This is a genomic window from uncultured Kordia sp. (genome assembly GCF_947489565.1).
Taxonomy (GTDB): domain Bacteria; phylum Bacteroidota; class Bacteroidia; order Flavobacteriales; family Flavobacteriaceae; genus Kordia.
In genome coordinates this window covers 94814-115756 of record NZ_CANLEA010000004.1, presented here as the reverse complement: position 1 = coordinate 115756, position 20943 = coordinate 94814, and the positions used below count along the sequence as shown (strand labels likewise).

Sequence of the window (20943 nt, the reverse complement as noted above, 5' to 3'; positions counted from 1 at the left end):
GTTGTTAGATTCGCGTCCACCAATTGATGTATGCGTTTTCAAATTTGAAATAGACTTTTTGTTGAGCTGTAAGTCTTTAAGATTTCTTTTTTTCATCTGTTTTCGTTTTAAAAATTAATTTGGTTATCTTTCTTAACAATCTTCCCAATAACAAGATCCGCCAGAACCACAATTTGCCTGTGTAGGACAGCCGTTAGTATTATTTCCACCGCCACCGCCACCATTGTAGGGACAGTAACAATCGCTCATAAAGTCAGGATCATTCGACGGACAATCTTGCCAAAAGCAAGAACCATTATTAGATTCATACCCACCTTTTACAGCAGTTCTTTCCAAGTTAGAAATGGAATTTTTGTTAAGTTTTAATACTTTAAGATTTCTTTTTTTCATGGTTTTTAATTTAAATATTAGAATTTATAAGTCATTTGTTTTTTTAGCAATCATTTGCAAAAGGAGTTGCTTCCGCAGATGGATAATCTTACCAAAAGCAAGAACCATTATTGGATTGATATCCGCCTTTCGAAGCATTCATTTCCAAATGTGAAATAGAATTCTTATTAAGTTGTAGGTTTCTGATATTTCTTTTTTTTATAGGATTCTCTTTAAAAATTACGCTTCAGAAACACAAATAGTGTCTGCTTGATTCGAAAATGGACATACCAACCAATAGCAAGAATTTAGATCAGTATCACACACATCTATATCTTGCGTTTGACAATCAACAGAATTACTTCTTCCACCTTTTAGATGTATATCCTTTAAGTTGGAAATTGAATACTTATTCAATTGTAAATTTTTTAAACTTTTTTTCTTCATGATAGTTTCATTTTTTGTTTATCAGAAATTTATAAAAAAGGAATGAGAGCTTGGTACGGAAATACCTTACTTAACATTTGGTTACTTCCCTAATGTACTCCAATCATCTCTTGAATTTTGATTGAAGTGGAAAGATGTAAAATCTTTATCTGAGTATCCTACTTTTTTAAATACTTCTTTCCAAATTTCTTTTCTTTCAAATTCTTGAAGACACCTATCTTGTTGTTTTAAGTTGGTAGATATAATCACTGTAATTCTATTGTCAACAAGTTCTTTTAGATTGAAATTTGGTGTATATTTTTCCTGAACTTGTTGAATTAGATCGTCTTTTTTAGGATTTCGTTCACTACTGCACATGTACATTTTTCCAACCTGTGAAATTTCACATTGTTCAATCATATCAGAGAAAAAGACCACATGTACATTTTCTTTGTTTTTTTTAGTTTTGACAATATCAAAAACAGTTTCTAAACTTGAAATGATACAGCTTTTATATTCAGATTTAGCATTTTTATTAACTTCTTTATATTTTGTAAGGATTATGTTTTTTACAGAATCAATATATTTTTTTCTGCGATTTTGAGCCGTTAGAACTCCCTTATTTGATGATTCATCAATATTTTTATTAGGAATGAAAAAAATCTTGTCTGTAAAGGTATTATCATTAATAGGGTAGATATTTATTTGTGTATTTACAGGAACATTTTTGATCATCTTTTGTACATCTTTAGCTAATTTTTCAATACTGGCAGAGTCCAAGCTAGTTGTCATATCACAGAAAGCGATAATTTCTTCATATTTAGGTTTTTTTTCTGTTTCTGTAATAAAAAAATCACATCCATAAAAGAATGATATGAAAAGCATGGACAGGCTAATTCGTTTTATATTTTTAATATTCATAATTTAGTTTTTTAATTGTTTATGATTGGCGTTTTAAGTAATGCTTTTCTAGCGGCATGATGTTTTCTCATTTCTTTAGCTCTTAGGAATAAATCCATGTTAATGGTTTGTTTTTTAAAACCTAATTCATATCCGTGCAGATAGCAAGCGTAAAAAAAGTCAGTGTTATTTTGAATGAATGATCCGTTGATTTCACACCATTTTACATAGCTTTCGCAATTTTGTAGGCGTTTTTGAAGTTCACTCAGTTCTTTTTGGGCAAGCCTTAATTTTTTTTGACTTTTTTTGTATTGTTTTCTAGCTCTTTCAAACACTAAAAAGTTTTGGATTTTATTTAATCCGACTGCTGAACTGATACCTCCAATTACAGGAAATAAAAGAGAAATGAAGATTAATAAGATTTTGATGACTACAGAGTATGAATAATTCATATCTTCATATTTTATTTTCGCAGCATCTTCCATTGTTTCTAATCTTAAATATGCAAGAAGAATTAATGTAGTAATGACAATTAATAGTACTATTGAATGAAAGCTGAGACGAAAATAATATGTTCTTTTTACAGTACTAATTTCTTCTTTACTGCCATCAACTCCTGGTAGATTTTCTTTTTTGAAGCGAGTAACTGATTTTTCCAAAGAAGGGAAAAGATACATATCAAAGAAAATTTTGATATAAATTGTACTTAATCCGATTCCTAAAGCAATTAAAAGAGCTTCTAATGTACCTTCATCAAACCCTTGTTTTATAAATCCTTTTAGCATGAATACATCAGCAGCTATTAGGACAAAACCAATTATAAAATAAAATAATCCCATCTTGAAAGAAAATGATTTAGGTTTCCAACGATAGGCTTTGGTCATTTTCTCTAAATAATTTGCATTGGAAGTATATTCTTTCTTAGCATCTTCCACAAAGCTTTTTTTATCTTCTTTTTGAGAGCTAATACTATCTCGAAGTCCTATAAAAATAGTTTCAATATAACTTCGTAAACTTGCGGCCATATTGCGCATGATTTCTTTCATAGAATTCTCTACAATACCATATGTTCCGTCATCTTCTCCTATAGATCGAAATTGTTGTCCGTTTTCATTGATGGTATCTAAAAATTCTTTAAGTGTTTTTGACACTTCAGCATCTTGATCAATTTTTTTTATATTTAATGCATCTCCAAAGTATTTTTTCATACTTGGTAAATTAGGATATAATTTACTATTCGCCACTGTATTCTTTGGCTTAGAAAGCCATCCAAATGTTTTCTTTAAAAAGTCTTTCATCGTTTTTTTAGTTTAAACTGTTTTGAATGAACCATTTTGCTAAGTCATATCCAGCATGTAAAGCAGTTTCTTGATATTGCGTTTCTTCTTGATAGTCTCTAATTTGCAATCGGTATAAATCTGTTCGTTGCGAAATATCCATTCGCCTCTCATCAATATCTTCCATAAGATTTTTCATGATTTTTTTCTTATCTTTTTGATATTCAGATCTTTCTTCTCGTATAGAGGTGATTATTTTTTCTAATTCTGTATGATCCTCATCTTTTGATCTTAATTGTCCTTGAAGGTTTTCAATAAGTGATTTTTCTTCTGGAAAAATAATATCTTCATAAATGCTCAAATACGGTTTGTTTCTATTGTCCTGTTTTTTTATGATGTTTGCTAACTTATTGTAGAGTTTGTAGGCTTTACCTCTGGCTATTATTGAAGGCGCTTGCCACACATTTCGTATCGATTTTGTTTTTAAAATCAATAACTTCATGAGCTCTCTTTGTAGTGTAAGGTATTTTTGTTTGAAGAGTCTGTTCTCTGAACTTGTTAGAAATAAGGGAATTGGTCTATTTCGGTATTTTATTTGATTTTGAAACCACATTAAGTCATATTCAATATTATTTCTTGTTGTTAGTAAACCTTTATAGCGTAATCCAATTCCAAGTAAAAATCCTGTAATGATACTTGTAATGACAAACCCCAAGAGTGCAATAGTGCCTGGCTCATTGTTTATAAACATGATTATGAATGTGATGATTAGTGCCACAAATAGTAGTACAACTTCTATATTTTTAAGTAGCATTGACATAGGAGTTTGCAATGCTTTTTCTTTTTGATATGATTCTTTGGATTTTGTTCTAAATCTCGGAACTATGATGTTGATGATGTAAGCATAAATGAGTCCTCCAATCATCAACGATAAGATGCTACCTGTTAATTGTCCGGATAATGATTTATCTAATTGCTTCAGACTTTTGATATCACTTCCGGATTGAATGACTATATATATGATTCCGAATATTAAAAAATAGGGAAGGAGTTGTAACCACATATCATAAAAAGAGTTTCCTTTTATCTTTTTGTCAAATTGTATAGCATCTTCCCAGTTGGCTTGCACTTTTAGGTTATGATAACCTTCATCTTTTTTAAGAGACGTTGTCATGAGTTTTTGACAAATCCATGCTACTAAACCAATGACAGCTAGTAATGTAATGAGACTTATTATAAGAATAAGTAACCATTGCCACCTTTTAAAGGGTTCATCGTCTTTGATACCATTTCCAAATTCCATCAATGAGTTTAAGATAAAGAAGAGCCAACCATCACTATTTAGTTCTTTTTTAGAAGAGAAAATTGAAAAAAACCAACCTGAAATTGCCGTTGCAGATACACCTGTTGCTAAAAAAAACTTAGCAATTCCAAGTGTAACTCCTTTATTGTAAAGTCTGGTAATGTTCTCTTGAACTCTGTCATATGCTTCTTCATAATAGTTTGCCATTTTCTTAAATAGCTTTGCTTCTTCTAACAGTGCATCTTTGTTTTCATCAAAGGTTCGTTTGTTGATATCATATTTTTGTTGCGTAATATCTTTGAATGTTTTGGTAAGTTCTTCCAGTTCTTCTTTTACTTCTTTGATTCTAATTTTTATAAGATCTGCTTTCTTTTTTCCTAGTTTTTCGACGTACTCATTCAAGCGAGTTTCCAAACTTTGTATTTCTGCTTCAATATTTTTTTGTTCTTCTACATATGTTTCTATATTGTCTTCATATGTTTGAAGTCTTACTTTTTGTTTTTGGATATCTTCTTCAATAGTTTTAATGTAATTGTTACACCTTTCCAGATCTGTAATATATACATTGTCAATTTTATCAAGTATCTCTACTCTCTGGGTTTTATAATCGGTTAATACTTCATCAAACGTTTTTTCAGGATCATCTTTACTATTAATTACTTGATAAAATCCCCAACGTTCATAATTATCTTTTTCTGCGGTAATATCTTTTGCGTCTTTTAGAATTCTACTTTTGTATGAAGAATTATTGAATGTAATTTTTTTCATAGGCTAATTAGTTTTTAGTTGAAAAGATTGAGGATTAGAAAAATATTTTTAGTTCTTGAAGAAGTTCAATTAGATATGTAGACCTAACGGCCCAATTACTTTTGATTCTATTTAGTTCTTGATTTGCACCAGCATAATGTATACCAACAACTTTTCCTGTATGTAAATCTATTATGGGAGATCCAGAGTTTCCATACCAAGTGCTGCATTCATGTTCGTATATGTATTCTGCCGCACTAGAAGGGTATATTTCTCCAGGAGATAATCGTTTAACATTATATATGTCCTTAAAGATAAAATCATATATTTTTACTTGATTTTCATCGGTGTATGCAGGATAACCTATTACAAATACTGTATCTTTTGCATTTGAATGATAATTAGCTATTTCTAATCCAATTGGTAGTTTTTTTCCATAGGGATTATTATTAGACACTTCTAATAAGGCTAAATCAGGTTCATCATTTTCATTGATGTGAATTATCCTAGTAATCTTAAAAGTAAATATTTCACTATTAATACTATCAAATTGTTTTAGATCTTTAGGTAAATGTTCTTCTTTGAAATCTATAAAAACCTCTAATTCTTCACCTCGATAGTTTCTATTAATCCCAAAGGAGAGATTACTCTGTAATGATGCAAATTTTTGTGCAACATGTCTGTTTGTTACTATTATATTGCTCCCTTTGATAAGCCAGCCAGTTCCAATCCAATTACTATTAGGGTGTTTTTTAATTTCTATTCTGCCTACGTTAGGTATAGCATTACAAACATTATGCTCAAATTTTTTGAAGCGTTGTTGCCAAACATTATCGAAGTTTAAAGGGAAGTTAATTTTGTTATCTCTAACTATAAAAGCTGGTCTGCCCCAGGTCATTATAATTGATTCTTCTGCTTTTTTATTATTCCTTTTTATTTGATCTGCCATTGCTTGACCATTACCCAAACTCAGACTTTCTCCATATCTTATTAAGAACTTTTTTAGACTCTCAAAAAATAAATCTTGACTACCAAATTCGAAATGATTACAGATTTCATCTAAAATCTCGTTATCGTCAAATTTATCCTTTAGGCTCAAAAGAATACTGAATGGCGTATTTTTTAGTTTTTCTTTTTTAATGATCTCATCTATATTCATAACTTTCAGTTAATTAGTTTCTGTAAAGAAAGCCATCAAAAAAAGAAGAGACAATACCGTTGCGAGGGTATTTTATTTGTAATCGTGACGCATATTTAAGGCATATGTAAGTAGCGCATTAGCACCGCTAAGGTTTAGTTTTTTGATCATGTTTTTACGATGTGTAGCTACAGTATCTTTGTGTATGTGAAGAATTTCTGCAATTTCATTATTCGTTTTACGTTGCCTAATGAGTTCGAGAATCTGTTTTTGTCGTTTTGTAAGGATTCCTTTTTCTTTTTTATGCGTATCTGAAATATTTTCAAAGGACAAATTTGGATCGTAGAATGTATCTCCTCCATAGACAGTCAGGATTGCTTTTTTTAAAAATTCAAGACTTGAATTTTTAAGCAAATAGCCCATGGCGCCAACTTGAAACATTTTAAACACTGCTTTAGGTTCATCAAAAGTTGTGAACGCAATCACTTTAATTTTAGGAAATTTTTGTCTAATAATTTCAGTAGCTTCTATTCCATCTACAAGAGGCATTCTGATGTCAGTAACAATGACATCAACTTGTTTCTTACTTAATATATTGAGTAAATCTTGCCCATTTTCTGCAGAGTCAACAATTTTTATTTCATCATTAAATTCAAAGTATAGCATTATACCTTCAATGAATGATAAATGATCTTCTGCTATAACTACTTTAATCATGGCTTCATAGGTATTTCAATAATGACAGTAGTACCACTTTTTGCACTAGAATCAATCGTTATTTTACCCTTCATTACTTCTACTTTTTTCTGAATTCCATATAATCCTAACTTTTTAGTAGTATCTATTTTAGAAGGGTCAAAACCAATTCCGTTGTCTTCAACAACGATACTTAATATTTCTTCGTCACAGTTAATATCAATTTCTATTTCGGTAGCTTTTGCGTGATTCATGGCATTTGTAATTAATTCTGTTGTAATTCTTCTTAAATCCTTTTCGGTTTCGGGTTCTAAAGGTTGATTCATTCCATGATGTAATACTTCAACAATTAAGTTTTCACTTTCACTTACTTTTTTAGCAAAGTTTGTAATGGCTACTACCAATCCATCTGATATATTAGATGAAGCATCTTTTACATGTGCAATATTTCGAACTTTTTGATAGGCTTCGTCTAATAACTCATTAGCTTTTTTCATTAATTTATCTTCTTCAACTTGTAATTGCGTTTTCCGCACCTTCATATTTTGAAAATAAAGTTTGATCGTTGAGAGTAAACTACACAAATCATCGTGTAAATCTTCTGCAATTCGTTTCCTTTCTTTTTCTCTACCTTCATGACGAGCATCAATATTTTGAATTTCTTGCTCCTTTAAAATAGTTTCAATACGAGCCGCTTTTAGAGCTTCTTCTTTTTCTACTAATAACTTTTTTCGTTTTAAATTTCGATTGATGAAATATGTTATTACTGATATTAATATGATGATTATGAAAGATACAATAAGTAAGATTTTTTGAATTAATTTTTCTTCTCTAAGTAATATGTTTTGTTCTTCAATATAAATCGTTGCTTGTGATATTAATTTAAAATTTTGATCAACTGTATTGAATCGATTATCGTATTGGACCTTTAATTTAAGATATTTATATGCATTATCAATATCTCCTACACTTTCATAATCTTTTGATAAATACTCATATAATATTCTCTTTCTATTGTAAAAATGCGATTTGATTGGCAAGGAATCTGCTTTTAATAAAAATGAAATCGATATATCATAATTTTTCATACTTCTGTAAGTCACAGCGTAGTTTTTATAAGTAGACTCCATTTTTTCAGGAGATTTTAACTTCTGAGCATACAACAGTGCGCTGTCACAGTATTTTAGTCTATGATCATTGCTGCGTGCAAAGAGACTCAAATAGTTGTAGTATCTGTAGTACGAAGAAGGAGATTCTATTTTGGAGACATATTCACGTGCTTTTTTAAAATAAGAATCTTTTTCAGATTCTTTTGAATTAAATGCGCCGATTGTTAAATTAACTTTTAGCAGTTGCTGATTGTTACCTAATAGTTTAGCATTTTTAAAATATTTATCTAAATATAAATTACCATTGTATTCTAAAAAATTTTGAGAAGATAGTAAATAATGAATATCATAATTTATTTCGTTGGATTCGGAAGCTTTGCCTTGTTTTTTAAATAATTCTTGTGCTTTGATCTTTAATTTGAATGCTTTTTCTTCAAGATTCAAAAAGCGATAAGTATCACCCAATTCATTAAAAAAATATGGTTTTATTTCATCTGTTATTTTTGTAGAATCAACTTTTTCTAGAAAATGAAGCGCTTTTATATAATTTTTTTTAACTCTAGCAAGTTTGCCAGAATAATATAGAAACTGTGAATTATCTGAGTCGTTTCTATTCATTTTTTGAATTTCTAAGGCTGCTTCTTGAAAATTATCTTTTTTTAAAAGAGAATCAATAGTAATATTTTGAGAAAATGCTACGTGCCGCACCAAAAAGAAAATAAGCAATACTAAATTTGATTTCGTCATAATAATTCACAGTATTTATTTTTTAGAAAATGGGGTCAATGGTACCGCCAGAAACAGTCCTTGGTTCTTCATTAGCAGGTAATGAAATATTTTTGTTTAGGTAGTACTCTAAGTCATTAATAAGAAAATTATATTTCTTATTTTGAAAGTCATAAGTTACATTTTTTTTAATAAAAATCTTATAAGTCTCAGTGTGCGATATATGAAAATCTTCATCATGTACAGTAATTACAAGTATTTTTTCAATAGGAAAATCTAAATCTTCAAATACAGATGAAAGCTTTTCTGTGTCGGAAACCCAAGTTAAGTTTTCTTGGTTTAACTTTAACCTGTGCGATGGGTGTCCATGTTTAAATACATTTAGTAAACAAGGTATTTGATTCGAAGAAATATCAAAATAAGAATCTTGACCCAGTGAATATGCTTTTCCTTTATCACAGAAAAGTTGAACATTTGGAATTTCAGTAAATAAGTCGAAAGAATCATTTTCTAATGAATATCTGCCTTCACTATAAAATGCTTTTACATGTTTTGAACTCATAGGGATTGTTTTAAGGTTAATTAGTACTATTTTTTATATCTCAAATGTATTTTTTTAAATAGCACCAAAGAATACCCCTGCAAGGGTAAATTGCATTAATTGAATGTTTTTATGTAGTTTTGAGAAAATCGATAAAATCTTCATACCAAATACAAAACATTCATGACAATTTTTAAGAAAGCTGCTTTTGTACTCCTTACTGTATGTGTAGTAAGTTGTTCACCAACCGAAAAAGAAATGAAACCAACAAACTCTTATGCCAACGATACACATTCGTATGCAAAACCAAATGAAGCTGTAGCGAAACATTTATTGTTAGATGTTGAGGTAGATTTTGAAAAAGAAATTATCAAAGGAACAGCCACATATACTATTGAAAGTACCAATGCTAGTGAAATCGTATTTGATGCGAAAAACTTAAAGATTCATCAAACACTAGTAGATGGAAAAGAAGTGTCATTTACACTTGGTGCCGATAATCCGATATTAGGACAATCATTGACGATTCCGATTACGAAAGCAGCCAAAACAGTAGCTATTCGTTATGAAACTACCGATAAAACAGAAGCATTACAATTTTTGAATCCGCAACAAACAGCCGATAAAGAACATCCGTTTTTACTCACGCAGGGACAAGCTATTTTAACACGTACATGGATTCCTATTCAAGACAGTCCACAATTACGCTTAACATATGTAGCCAACGTAAAAGTACCAAAGGAGTTAATGGCGATTATGAGTGCGGAGAATCCGAAAGAAAAAAGTGATAACGGAAAGTATGTTTTCAATATGAAACAACCAATTTCACCGTATTTAATTGCGTTAGCCGTTGGTGATTTGGTATATAAAGAAATTAGTCCGCGAACTGGTGTATATGCAGAGAAATCGATGATTGATAAAGTACACTATGAATTCGCAGATATGGAAAAGATGGTGAATGCCGCAGAGAATTTATATGGAAAATATGCCTGGGATCAGTTTGATGTTGTCGTATTACCACCAAGTTTTCCGTTTGGCGGAATGGAGAATCCACGATTGACCTTTGCAACGCCAACCGTGATTGCGGGCGACCGAAGTTTGACAAGCTTAATTGCACACGAATTGGCGCATTCTTGGTCAGGGAATTTAGTAACCAATGCTACATGGAACGATTTCTGGTTGAACGAAGGTTTTACAGTGTATTTTGAAATGCGTATCATGGAAGCTTTGTATGGAAAAGAATATGCAAATATGTTGGCTTCTATCGGAAGACAAGATTTGGCAGAAGAAATTGAAAACTTTCACGATCAGCCAGAAGCAACACATTTAAAATTAAATTTAGAAGGAGAAAATCCTGATGACGGAATGAATAGTATTGCTTATGATAAAGGCTATTTGTTTTTGCGTACGCTAGAAGAAACGGTGGGACGCGATAAAATGGATAGTTTCTTAAAAGAGTATTTTAATAAACATGCGTTTTCAACCATGACTACGGAGAAGTTTATAACGTATTTAAATGCAGAATTGTTAGAAAAAAACAAGGTTCAGTTTAATGTGAACGATTGGGTATACAAAGCAGGAATTCCTTCAAACGCCGCAAAAATTGTATCCGATAAGTTTCAAAAAGTAGAAGAAGCCATTACAAACTGGAAAGAAGGAAGCTTGAATGCTACAGATTTATGCAAGAAAGATTGGAACATTCAGCAAAAGATTCATTTCATCAGAAACATTCCTAAAGAGATTTCTATAGAGAAGTTCACTGCTTTAGACAATGCATGTCAATTCTCGTCTGCGACCAACTCATATATTGCGATGGTTTGGTTTGAACAAGCAATCAACCATGATTATCATGCCAATAATGTAGATATGCAGATTGAAAACTTTTTGATGACTGTTGGGCGTCGTTGGTATGTTTCTACTTTATACAAAGCCTTCAAACGTAATGATCAATTGGAAGAAGCAATACGTATTTATACAAAAGCACGACCAAACTATCATTCTGTTACCGTAAATACAATTGATGACATGCTTGGATACTCAAACTAGAATTCCATTAAAATAGTTGTAAAAATAAAGAAAGGATACAATGAGGGCACATCGTATCCTTTTCCTAATGAGATGATATCTAAGCCAGCAGGTTAAGCGTGGAATTATGACTTAAATACACTTAGTAAATAATTTATCAGATTATTATTCTAAATTTCGTGAAATTTCGAAACTTTCGCTTACGGTTTTACCGTACAACCACTAGTGGTTTGCAGTGATATGTTCTCTTGTTTTGTAGGAATTATAACCCTAATTTTTTCCTGAGAACACTATCTTTTACACTGTTTTTAGACCAATACGGACTTTTTAACTGTTTGATCTTGGTTGCTTTAGTTGTCAATACTTTTGCTGAATTTCCATAACCACTCGTAGAAGTCTCTGTCCAACCCAAAATATCGTAAGGAAAGCTAGCATTGAATAAAATTTCTAATTTTCTGTTCAATTTTGGATAGTTTAATGTGTATGTAGAAACACCTTCTGAACTTTCTAATGTAGCATTGGCTTCGTAGGTTTTTAGCGGAATGTGTTTCATGCGCAATACTTCAAAAGCAGGTACAATTTGCTGTGTTCCTAAAGGTAATTTAGAAGGATCTATTCTGAGTTTTGTCCATAATTCATCTTCTAAAAGGACTTTGTCTAAAGAAAATTTTTGATCTGATTCACTTTCAAAATACGAATACGATTCCACATCAAATTTGTCTCTGTTATTTAATTGCGTGAATACATGACCACACCATTCCTGCATAGAAGAAGTCACTTTAATAGCATGTTGATTGTTGGCAACAGGATAAAATGTACTTGTCATTACGCTGTAAGGATACACACCTGTATAGAACTTTTTTGTTGCATTCAATTTTAAAATTGGGACATTATTTGCTCTTTGTTGATCGGCTTTGACTTGCTTTTCAGGATTAAAATCCTCAGTTACATATACCAATACAGCTTTTCCTTTGTGAATTTCGCCATAGCGTGCTTGTTCCAATTCAAAAGAAGTAAGTTCGGCTTGACCGGCATACCAATATTTATTAAAAGCTTCGGAAGTTGGTTGTGCAGGCAATTTTGTAGTGGTTTCAACTGAAGTAGTATTCGAAGCTACGGTATCACTTTTTACATTAGAACAGGCAATAATGGTTCCAACGAGTGTGATGCTAGCTAAAATGAGTTGTCGGGAAATGGCTTTCATCGTTTTTCTATAAAGATATTTAAAAACGACGATACAAGCAATGCTTTAACAGTCTATTAAAACAATTTCAACGTGTTCCTACGAATTCGAAAACTAATAATAACGGCAATAAAAACGCATAAAATAGCTGCAATTACGCCGCAAAAATTCGTTGAAGATTCAATGGGTAATTTAATAGCACTGGCGTTAGCGCTCAATGCACCACCATTATTCATCATCGTCTCTACCTCTGGGAATGGCATAGCACTATAAGAAACTTCGGCGATATCCATTGAAGTTTCAAGAGGTTCTTGCGCGTACAATAACGACAGCGAAGAGAAGATAGTTACTATAACAAAAAAACGTATAATTCTTTTCACTAAGTTGATTATTTTAGGGAATCTCTCATCAAGATACATAAAGTTATGTTAAAATGCCGCATTTTTTCTGTGAGATTACATTATTGATGTATGAATAGTATCATTTTATATATGAATGGTTCTGAATAAGATACAGTCTTCACATTTCTTATGTAGAACAACTAATTGCGCAAAATCCGACATGAATATCACTTTTTTTGTGAAGTAATATAGTTTGAAGAAAATTCCTTATTGAAATAGACTTTCAATCTCAGAAAATACTTTATATACCAAATGCGTAGGCAAACCCACAACATTAGCATACGAACCTTCGATGCGTGAAACTTTTGTATAACCAATCCATTCTTGAATACCGTATGCGCCAGCTTTGTCGAAAGGTTTGAAATTGTTGACATAATACCAAATCTCTGCTTCGGTCATTTCTTCAAAAGTAACTTTCGTGACTTCATGAACCACTTTTTGAGAAGTTGCAGTGGTAAAACAAACCGAAGTGATGACATCGTGACTTTTTCCACTCATAGCAGCAATCATATCAAATGCATCTTGCGCATCTTGCGGTTTTGCTAAGGAAACACCTTCATGCCAAACTACCGTATCAGAAGTCACTAAAACCTCGTTTGCTTTTAATTCGTCTTTGAAAATAGACGCTTTTAATTGTGCTAGATAATCGGATATTTCATGATGTTGCAAATGTTCTGGATAGACTTCTTCGACAGATTTTAATCGAATTTCAAAGTCCAATCCTAAATCTTTAAAAAACTGTTGTCTTCTTGGCGAACCTGAAGCTAAAATGATATGATATGTTGAAGAAAGTGTGTTTTGCATAATTTTTTACATTAAAACAGAATATATTGAAAAACATCATAAGGCTCAAAATAGTAATACACCAGCGTTGATAGAATTCCGAACAACATGATTAATTTTAATAATAGCGACAGCATTTTATATTCATGCTTGGTATCTGCTTGCCAAATTTTAATGATAAAATAGAGTAGTGGCAATAATATGGTAAACAAGGCATAAATCGTAGTTACCGTTTTTCCTTTAAGATATTCACTAATAATATATAAGATAAAAAGAATGACAATTCCAGCTAATATCGCTACAATTTTATTGACTCTGTTCCTTCCTAAAATGATTGGTAATGTAAAAATATTGGCATTATAATCACCATTAATATCTTCATTGTCTTTTACCATTTCTCGGATCAAATTGATTAAAAAAGCAAAACTTGCATATACATTTATGGCAATGAGTGAAACTGTATTGAAAAAGTGAATATGTTTGCCACGAGTTGCTGGACATTCAAGCTTAAAAGCAATTAAAATCAATAAACTACTTGCAACAAGCAGTGAAACCACAATATTTCCTAAAACAGGAACACCTTTTAAATACGCACTGTATAAAAATAAGAGCAGCGCAATTCCAATAAAAATAAAGGAAATCCAATACCGATTGATGGCAAAACCAACATAACTTCCCAAGGCAATTCCAGCTAGACTGATAGCTATATAAAGAGGAAAAGCTTTCTTTTTGGGAATAAATGTACCAATAAAGACCTTGTGTGGTTTATTAATACGATCAGTTTTTACATCCAAAATATCATTGATAATATTTCCGCCTGCAGCAATTAAAATTGTAGCTAAAACAACACAGCTAAATAGATCTATTGAGATATATAGATGATCGTCAAAAGGAACTATCCAATAAAAATAAAAAAGGAATTGTGTCAAGGCAATCATGACTAAGTTTGGGAAACGAATAAGTTGTAAAAACTTTGCCATGAGTTGTTGGTTTAATCGTATTTAGCGTCAAAATTCTTATCCCAAGTTCCTTGTACGCGCATTACTTGCGAAATTACATCTCTTGCGGCACCTTTTCCACCATCGACATGTGAAATGTATTTGCAAATTTCCAATACTTCATACGCAGCATCTTGTGGACAACATGATAAACCAACACGCTTTAATACAGGAACATCAGGAATGTCATCGCCCATGTAGAGCACATTTTCGAGCTTTACATTTTTCTTAGCAATATATTCGTCTAATTGAACCACTTTTTGATGCGCGCCTAAGTAAATATCTGTAATTCCCAAACCTTGCAAACGCTTGCGAACACCTTCGTTGGTTCCTCCAGAAATAATACAAACATTATATCCTCTGGTGACAGCAGCTTTTAAAGCATAACCATCTTTAATGTTCATACGACGTAGCATTTCTCCCGATGAGGTTACAGTTACAGTTCCATCAGTTAAGACACCATCTACATCAAAAATAAAAGTAGTAATATCGTTTAAGTATTCTTTATAGCTTTTCTCTTCCATACGTTTTTGCAATTGATTGCGTAAGCAATGTATATATTTCTTTGTGAATATCTTTCTCTAATTTTGCTAAATGATCGTTAATTGTTTCTTCATCGCCGCGTTTTGCAGGCCCAGTTTGCGCCATATACGGTGTTATTGTATTGATTTTACGCGCAGTTTCCTGAATCAGTGGATTTAAAATTTTAAAAGGCACATTGTTGGCTTCGCAAATTTCATGAGCAATTCGGTATAAATGATTGCTAAAATTATTCACAAATACTGCCGAAACATGCAAGGCACGACGCTGTTCAGAACTAATCTTATATGAAGTACTTCCAATAGCTTCCGTGATGTTTTGCAATACTTTAAAATCAGCTTTCTCAGCAGTTTCTAGACACAATGGAATCGTAGAAAAATCTACCTGAGCACCTTTTGTAAATGTCTGTAATGGGTAAAATACACCGCGACGGTTCTTTTTGTGTAATACATGCATGCTTGCACTTCCAGAAGTGTGCGTCACAAAACGATCGGTAAAAGGGAGCTTATTGGCAATGCTTGCAATGGCATCATCCGCCACAGCGATAATATACACATCGGCTTCCACCAAGTTTTTTAAACTAGTAGTTGTTGCTACATCATTAAAATAGTTGAGCGCTTTTTTAGATCGATTGTACACCTGAACAACCTGAACACTTTCTGTAGTTTGAAATACAGTATATAAATGTTGCGCAATATTTCCTGCACCAAGAATCACCACTGTTACCATTCGGCAAAAATAGGAACACTTTGCGATTTTTAAAACATTCCGTAAATACTTTTCTATTTGTTGTTTCTAAAACCAACGGAAATTCACCACATTTTTTCAAACAAAAAAGCTAAATATGACCAATATCATATTTTAAAATTTGCAGAGTGTGGACATTTGTACAGAACAAAAAAACATACACGCCATGACATTATATGCAAAATATTACAATGAGTTTCACGACAAGTATACCATGTATATTCCGTTAACAATTATCTTACAAAGTTGTATTGGAGGAATTGCAGCGATGTATATTTTAATGAATGGATTAGACACTATTTCTGGCTTAGCTCAGTTATTTTTATGTGTCATTGTTACTTCATTTTATAATGCAGCAATATTAGCTCAGTTAAGAGATAAATGGGTTTTTAATATGTTGATAATAAGCTTAGTGTTGAATACACTTTTCATTTTAGTGAATACCATTTAAGCGTTCCTAATTAAAAAAGAATACTTTAGCATAGGATAAAACCAATATACCAATGTGGGATTTCTTGAAAGTGCACAAATATATAATTACACTAATTTGGGTTGGAATGGTGTTGGCGATCAGTTTTATGGAAGCGCCACTCAAATTCCAATCCGAATTGGTAGATACACGTGTTGGTGTGAGTATTGGAAGAATTGTGTTTACTTTTTTGAATAGAGTAGAAGTGATTTTTTTAGGAATCTTTACGATTTTAACATTGGCTTCAGGAAGTTTTAAAAGAAGCTATTTGTTGCACGTACTGATCGGAATTATAGTAATCCAGACCTTTATATTGCTTCCTTTTTTAGATGAAAGAGCGCTAAACATAGTACAAGAGCAACCTGTAGAAGATTCAATTTTACACATCAATTATGTATTACTCGAAATTATAAAAGTAGTAGTATTGTTGTGGATAAGTATGTATGAAATCAAAAAACAAGCAAGTCATTCATGAAAAATGATATACAAAATAGAGCAGACGTACATACGTTGGTTACTACCTTTTATGCGAAAATTAGAAAAGATGAAGTGCTTGGACCAATTTTTAACAATCGTATTCATGATTGGGATTCACATTTAGAGCATTTGACCGATTTTTGGGAAAGCAGTTTATTCTTTGTCAATAAATACAAAGGAAATCCCTTAGAAAAACATGTTGAAGTAGACAAAGCGATTGATCATGTTATTAATGAACATCACTTTGGAATTTGGCTAAATCACTGGATTCAGACTTTAGATGCACTTTTTGAAGGCGATAAAGCGAGCATTGCCAAAAACAGAGCCAGAAAAATGGGAACGTTCATTTATATCAAATTATTTGAAGCCAGAAAAACCACCTAAAAAATACTTCCGCTTAGAATATTCCTGAATAATTTCAAGTTATAAACGATATCAGCACAAATTCAATGTTAAATAGACATTAAATTATGTAAAATACCGTATTTTTGCATACTGAAATTTTGATCTAAACGATAACGCTACACAATGGGTAATATCATTAAGAATATTCTCTTCTCTACACGATTAATGGCACTTCTTTTCTTTGCATTCGCTTTGGCCATGGGAATAGGAACTTTTGTTGAAAGTGAATACAGTACAATAACCTCTAAAATATACGTCTATAATGCGTGGTGGTTTGAGTTAATCATACTTTTATTTATGATTAATTTCTTCGGAAACATCTTCCGCTATCGCTTATTACGAAAAGAAAAATGGGCAACATTGCTCATTCACTTGTCATTTATCTTCATCATTTTGGGTGCGTTTATTACACGTTATATCAGTTATGAAGGTGTGATGCCAATTCGTGAAGGCGCTACTGAAAATACATTTCTTTCAGAAAAAACATACATTAAAGCTTGGGTAGATGGCGAAATTAATGGCGAACCTAAAAGACGTATACTGAAAGGTGATTATCTAATCTCTCCAGAAGCCATTGCACCAACTACTTGGGTACAAGAAGGTTTTCCTTGGGAAAGAGATTTTAATGGACAAGATTTTACGATTGATTATAAAGGATTTATTCAAGGTGCTGAAGAAGGAATTGTTCCAGATGAAAATGGTGTTGAATTATTGAAAATTGTAGAATCTGGTGGAGGAAATCGACACAATCACTTCTTACAATCAGGCGCAAAAGCGCAAAGTTTGCACAATATTTTGATCACATTCAACAATCCAGTAGATGGAGCCATCAATATTGTGGCAGACGAATATGGAAATTATACGGTGAAAAGTCCGTTTGAAGGAACCAATATGATCATGCAAACTCGTATGCAAAACAAAGTGCATAAAGACAGTTTGCAACCATTTCAATTAGGATCATTATACAACTTAGCAGGATTGCAATTTGTAATTCCTGAGCCAGCAGTAAAAGGAAAAATTGGTATTGTAGAAACTCCTGAAAAACTCAAAGATCAAGCAGATGCTGTTATTCTAGAAATTTCTAGCCAAGGAGAAACGCAAGAAGTGCGCGTTATGGGCGGAAAAGGATATGATATGAAGCCTGCACAGGTGAAAGTGGGCGGACTTGATTTTTGGCTATTTTATGGTGCGGAAAGATTGAAACTTCCTTTTAATATAAAATTGAATGACTTTATTGCAGAACGTCATCCAGGAGCTATCAGTCAAGCGAATTATAAATCGTTTATGAGTAAAGTAACTGTAAGTAATAAAGAAGAAGAGCCTTTTGATTACGATATTTATATGAATCATGTACTGGACAATGGAGGATATCGTTTCTTTCAAGCACAATTTGACAAAGATGAAAAAGGAACCATTTTATCTGTAAGTCACGATTATTGGGGAACAAATATTACGTATGTAGGTTACTTTTTACTGTATTTAGCCTTAATGGTAATTTTATTTGACAGACACACACGTTTTGGCGATTTAAAAAAGCAATTGGAAAAAATTAAAAAGAAAAAAACCAAGCTATTAAGTGTTATTGTATTACTCTTTAGTTTGGGAATGGTTGCACAAGAAAATTCAGCGCAAGCGAAAGATACTGTACAAACAGAAACGACTCAAGAAGTAAAAGACGAACATGCAGGACATGATCATGCGCCAGGACAAGGACATGAACATGATATCAAACCATTTACAAATGATCAAATAGATTCTATTATCGTGGCGAATGCGGTTTCGCAAGAACATGCAGACAAATTTGCACGTTTGGTCATTCAAGATGAAAATGGACGTATGAAACCAGCGCATACGTATGCACGAGAATTACTTCGTAAACTAAGTAAATCCAATACTTACAAAGGTTTATCGGCAGAACAAGTGTTGATTTCGATCATACAATATCCACAAATGTGGTACAATGCCAATATTATCAGTGTAAAGCGTCAAAAACATGACAGTATTCGTAACATCATAGGTCTTGAAAAAAGTGATAATTTTGCGACAATGCTGGATTTCTTTACACCAGAAAACGAATACAAACTGAATTCGTACACGCAAGAAGCTTATTCTACCAACAAACCAAATCAGTATGAAAAAGCAATCAAAGAATACGATTTAAAGCTAGGATTATTAAGTAGAGCGATACAAGGTGATATTATCAAAATTTTTCCATTGCCGAATCATGAAAATAACAAATGGATTTCTAGCAAAAATTATATAGACAATCCAAAAGAAGCTGCACAAATAAAAGATTCCATGTACAAGATGTATGTGAAAAATTCTTTGAAAGTATATGCCGTTTTTCTAAATGAAGCAAAACGAACAGGCGATTATGAAAAAGCCGATCAAATGGTGGAAAGCTTGCGAATCAATCAGAAAAAACTGGGAAGTGCAGTATTACCATCAGATACGAAAATAGAAACCGAAATTATCTACAATAAAGTCAATATTTTTGAACGTTTAATGACGTATTATTTGTTGGTAGGTTTCTTAATGTTTGTCTTTATCATCATTCAAATATTTAAAGATCGAAAAGGAATATCAACTGCGATCAAGATTTCCAAATGGGTAATTGTAGCATTGTTTGTTTGTCATACAGCCGGACTTGTGGTACGTTGGTATCTTTCGGGACATGCACCTTGGAGTGATGCTTACGAATCTATGATTTATGTAGGTTGGGCAACCATGTTATTTGGATTGTTATTTGGACGAAAATCCGATTTAACCATTTCTGCGACTACGTTTGTGGTTGCCATGATTTTATGGGGAGCACATATGAACTGGCTCGATCCAGATATTGCCAACTTACAACCTGTATTAGACAGTTATTGGTTACTCATTCACGTAGCCGTTATTGTAGCAAGTTACGGACCATTTGCCTTGGCAATGATTCTTGGAGTTGTTTCTTTATTATTGATCATTCTGACGAATAAAGAAAACAAAGAACGCATGGAACTCAACTTAAAGGAAATTACGGCGATTAACGAAATGGCGATTACTGTTGGTTTGGTCATGTTAACTATTGGAAACTTCCTTGGTGGAATGTGGGCAAATGAAAGTTGGGGACGTTATTGGGGATGGGATCCAAAAGAAACTTGGGCGTTAATTAGTATCATGGTATATGCGTTTATATTACACATGCGATTGGTACCAGGATTGCGTGGACGATGGTTCTTTAATTGGATGTCTATCGTAGCGTTTGCGTCTATTTTATTTACCTATTTCGGAGTAAACTTTGTTTTAAGCGGATTGCACTCGTATGCAACAGGAGATGCTGTTTTAGGATTACCATTTGTATATACAGCTGCAACAATTTGGCTAGCATATGGAGCATTGAGTTATTGGCGTTACCAAATACATTACAAGAAGAAAAAGAAAGGTTAGATGTTTTTTTGTTAGTATTGAGGTTTTAGTATTGAGTATTGAGATGTGATAGAGTTTCATATGAAATGCATATTTCTTACGCTTTTTACTACCTAAAAATAAAAAACAGTTTTTGTTGTAACAAGATTGTGTGTCATTCGTTTTACTAATAACAATCACCAATCATCAAAAAAACTGTATCATGGGCTTTATTTTCTACCTGCTAGTCAAGTATTTACTTTGAGTTGAAGTAATTCAACATTTAGAATTTATCATTT

Annotated in this window: 20 protein-coding genes; 5 read left to right on the top strand and 15 right to left on the bottom strand. The window is 32.2% G+C overall.

The features are described 5' to 3' along the window. Window positions 1-132 precede the first annotated feature (132 nt). The 9 genes from Q0845_RS06530 to Q0845_RS06490 form a co-directional block, all read right to left on the bottom strand. A complete protein-coding gene (locus Q0845_RS06530; RefSeq protein WP_298510937.1) occupies window positions 133-390 on the bottom strand; it encodes a hypothetical protein in 258 nt (85 codons plus the stop codon). A 219-nt stretch (window positions 391-609) separates the two neighbouring features. Beyond that, window positions 610-816, bottom strand: a complete 207-nt coding sequence (locus Q0845_RS06525; RefSeq protein ID WP_298510935.1) for a hypothetical protein — start codon at window positions 814-816, stop codon at window positions 610-612. Between the two features lie 81 nt (window positions 817-897). Beyond that, a complete protein-coding gene (locus Q0845_RS06520) occupies window positions 898-1716 on the bottom strand; it encodes a hypothetical protein (RefSeq protein ID WP_298510933.1) in 819 nt (272 codons plus the stop codon). An 11-nt stretch (window positions 1717-1727) separates the two neighbouring features. After that, window positions 1728-2993: a hypothetical protein gene (locus Q0845_RS06515; RefSeq protein WP_298510931.1), complete on the bottom strand. Its 1266-nt coding sequence runs from the start codon at window positions 2991-2993 to the stop codon at window positions 1728-1730. Between the two features lie 7 nt (window positions 2994-3000). Continuing rightward, the gene (locus Q0845_RS06510; protein ID WP_298510929.1) at window positions 3001-5043 is read right to left on the bottom strand and encodes a hypothetical protein; all 2043 of its coding nucleotides are present in this window, start codon (window positions 5041-5043) and stop codon (window positions 3001-3003) included. Window positions 5044-5077: 34 nt separating this feature from the next. After that, complete coding sequence (locus tag Q0845_RS06505; protein ID WP_298510926.1) at window positions 5078-6181, bottom strand: serine protease; 1104 nt, start codon at window positions 6179-6181, stop codon at window positions 5078-5080. A gap of 72 nt (window positions 6182-6253) precedes the next feature. Continuing rightward, window positions 6254-6877, bottom strand: coding sequence for a response regulator transcription factor (locus tag Q0845_RS06500; RefSeq protein WP_298510923.1), 624 nt, complete (start codon window positions 6875-6877; stop codon window positions 6254-6256). Next, window positions 6874-8712: an ATP-binding protein gene (locus Q0845_RS06495; RefSeq protein ID WP_298510919.1), complete on the bottom strand. Its 1839-nt coding sequence runs from the start codon at window positions 8710-8712 to the stop codon at window positions 6874-6876. The genes Q0845_RS06500 and Q0845_RS06495 overlap by 4 nt, the downstream gene beginning before the upstream one ends. Window positions 8713-8734: 22 nt before the next feature. Then, on the bottom strand, window positions 8735-9253 hold the full coding sequence (locus tag Q0845_RS06490) for a hypothetical protein (RefSeq protein WP_298510916.1): 519 nt from the start codon (window positions 9251-9253) through the stop codon (window positions 8735-8737). Window positions 9254-9415: 162 nt separating this feature from the next. Here Q0845_RS06490 and Q0845_RS06485 point away from each other — a divergent pair, with 162 nt between their 5' ends. Next, on the top strand, window positions 9416-11278 hold the full coding sequence (locus tag Q0845_RS06485) for a hydrolase/aminopeptidase (RefSeq protein ID WP_298510913.1): 1863 nt from the start codon (window positions 9416-9418) through the stop codon (window positions 11276-11278). 241 nt (window positions 11279-11519) lie between these two features. On the opposite strand, the gene Q0845_RS06480 is transcribed toward Q0845_RS06485, so the two are convergent. The 6 genes from Q0845_RS06480 to Q0845_RS06455 all read right to left on the bottom strand — a co-directional run bounded on the left by Q0845_RS06480 (window position 11520) and on the right by Q0845_RS06455 (window position 15891). Continuing rightward, entirely contained in the window at window positions 11520-12461 is a 942-nt protein-coding gene (locus Q0845_RS06480; protein WP_298510910.1) for a septum formation inhibitor Maf, read from the bottom strand. A gap of 56 nt (window positions 12462-12517) precedes the next feature. After that, window positions 12518-12820 (bottom strand): hypothetical protein, encoded by a 303-nt coding sequence (locus Q0845_RS06475; protein ID WP_298510907.1) that lies wholly within the window; start codon window positions 12818-12820, stop codon window positions 12518-12520. A 228-nt stretch (window positions 12821-13048) separates the two neighbouring features. Continuing rightward, on the bottom strand, window positions 13049-13645 hold the full coding sequence (locus tag Q0845_RS06470) for a Maf family nucleotide pyrophosphatase (protein WP_298510904.1): 597 nt from the start codon (window positions 13643-13645) through the stop codon (window positions 13049-13051). Window positions 13646-13656: 11 nt separating this feature from the next. Next, window positions 13657-14604 carry a geranylgeranylglycerol-phosphate geranylgeranyltransferase gene (locus tag Q0845_RS06465; RefSeq protein WP_298510901.1) on the bottom strand — a complete coding sequence of 316 codons (948 nt, stop codon included), beginning with the start codon at window positions 14602-14604 and terminating at the stop codon, window positions 13657-13659. Between the two features lie 11 nt (window positions 14605-14615). Then, entirely contained in the window at window positions 14616-15146 is a 531-nt protein-coding gene (locus Q0845_RS06460) for an HAD family hydrolase (RefSeq protein WP_298510899.1), read from the bottom strand. Further along, entirely contained in the window at window positions 15127-15891 is a 765-nt protein-coding gene (locus tag Q0845_RS06455; RefSeq protein ID WP_298510897.1) for a Rossmann-like and DUF2520 domain-containing protein, read from the bottom strand. The genes Q0845_RS06460 and Q0845_RS06455 overlap by 20 nt, the downstream gene beginning before the upstream one ends. A gap of 184 nt (window positions 15892-16075) precedes the next feature. Here Q0845_RS06455 and Q0845_RS06450 point away from each other — a divergent pair, with 184 nt between their 5' ends. From Q0845_RS06450 to ccsA, 4 genes are all read left to right on the top strand, one after another. Continuing rightward, a complete protein-coding gene (locus Q0845_RS06450; protein ID WP_298510895.1) occupies window positions 16076-16360 on the top strand; it encodes a hypothetical protein in 285 nt (94 codons plus the stop codon). 52 nt (window positions 16361-16412) lie between these two features. Next, window positions 16413-16853 carry a hypothetical protein gene (locus tag Q0845_RS06445; RefSeq protein WP_298510892.1) on the top strand — a complete coding sequence of 147 codons (441 nt, stop codon included), beginning with the start codon at window positions 16413-16415 and terminating at the stop codon, window positions 16851-16853. Continuing rightward, on the top strand, window positions 16850-17239 hold the full coding sequence (locus tag Q0845_RS06440; protein ID WP_298510889.1) for a group III truncated hemoglobin: 390 nt from the start codon (window positions 16850-16852) through the stop codon (window positions 17237-17239). Before Q0845_RS06445 ends, Q0845_RS06440 begins: the two co-directional genes overlap by 4 nt. 144 nt (window positions 17240-17383) lie before the next feature. Continuing rightward, the gene (gene ccsA / locus Q0845_RS06435) at window positions 17384-20686 is read left to right on the top strand and encodes a cytochrome c biogenesis protein (protein WP_298510886.1); all 3303 of its coding nucleotides are present in this window, start codon (window positions 17384-17386) and stop codon (window positions 20684-20686) included. Window positions 20687-20943: the final 257 nt, after the last annotated feature.

Excerpts from the sequence above, each read along its gene's own strand:
- Q0845_RS06530 (WP_298510937.1), bottom strand. The coding sequence starts at position 390 with ATGAAAAAAAGAAATCTTAAAGTATTAAAACTTAACAAAAATTCCATT.
- Q0845_RS06525 (WP_298510935.1), bottom strand. The coding sequence starts at position 816 with ATGAAGAAAAAAAGTTTAAAAAATTTACAATTGAATAAGTATTCAATT.
- Q0845_RS06520 (WP_298510933.1), bottom strand. The coding sequence starts at position 1,716 with ATGAATATTAAAAATATAAAACGAATTAGCCTGTCCATGCTTTTCATA.
- Q0845_RS06515 (WP_298510931.1), bottom strand. The coding sequence starts at position 2,993 with ATGAAAGACTTTTTAAAGAAAACATTTGGATGGCTTTCTAAGCCAAAG.
- Q0845_RS06510 (WP_298510929.1), bottom strand. The coding sequence starts at position 5,043 with ATGAAAAAAATTACATTCAATAATTCTTCATACAAAAGTAGAATTCTA.
- Q0845_RS06505 (WP_298510926.1), bottom strand. The coding sequence starts at position 6,181 with ATGAATATAGATGAGATCATTAAAAAAGAAAAACTAAAAAATACGCCA.
- Q0845_RS06500 (WP_298510923.1), bottom strand. The coding sequence starts at position 6,877 with ATGATTAAAGTAGTTATAGCAGAAGATCATTTATCATTCATTGAAGGT.
- Q0845_RS06495 (WP_298510919.1), bottom strand. The coding sequence starts at position 8,712 with ATGACGAAATCAAATTTAGTATTGCTTATTTTCTTTTTGGTGCGGCAC.
- Q0845_RS06490 (WP_298510916.1), bottom strand. The coding sequence starts at position 9,253 with ATGAGTTCAAAACATGTAAAAGCATTTTATAGTGAAGGCAGATATTCA.
- Q0845_RS06485 (WP_298510913.1), top strand. The coding sequence starts at position 9,416 with ATGACAATTTTTAAGAAAGCTGCTTTTGTACTCCTTACTGTATGTGTA.
- Q0845_RS06480 (WP_298510910.1), bottom strand. The coding sequence starts at position 12,461 with ATGAAAGCCATTTCCCGACAACTCATTTTAGCTAGCATCACACTCGTT.
- Q0845_RS06470 (WP_298510904.1), bottom strand. The coding sequence starts at position 13,645 with ATGCAAAACACACTTTCTTCAACATATCATATCATTTTAGCTTCAGGT.
- Q0845_RS06465 (WP_298510901.1), bottom strand. The coding sequence starts at position 14,604 with ATGGCAAAGTTTTTACAACTTATTCGTTTCCCAAACTTAGTCATGATT.
- Q0845_RS06460 (WP_298510899.1), bottom strand. The coding sequence starts at position 15,146 with ATGGAAGAGAAAAGCTATAAAGAATACTTAAACGATATTACTACTTTT.
- Q0845_RS06455 (WP_298510897.1), bottom strand. The coding sequence starts at position 15,891 with ATGGTAACAGTGGTGATTCTTGGTGCAGGAAATATTGCGCAACATTTA.
- Q0845_RS06450 (WP_298510895.1), top strand. The coding sequence starts at position 16,076 with ATGACATTATATGCAAAATATTACAATGAGTTTCACGACAAGTATACC.
- Q0845_RS06445 (WP_298510892.1), top strand. The coding sequence starts at position 16,413 with ATGTGGGATTTCTTGAAAGTGCACAAATATATAATTACACTAATTTGG.
- Q0845_RS06440 (WP_298510889.1), top strand. The coding sequence starts at position 16,850 with ATGAAAAATGATATACAAAATAGAGCAGACGTACATACGTTGGTTACT.
- ccsA (WP_298510886.1), top strand. The coding sequence starts at position 17,384 with ATGGGTAATATCATTAAGAATATTCTCTTCTCTACACGATTAATGGCA.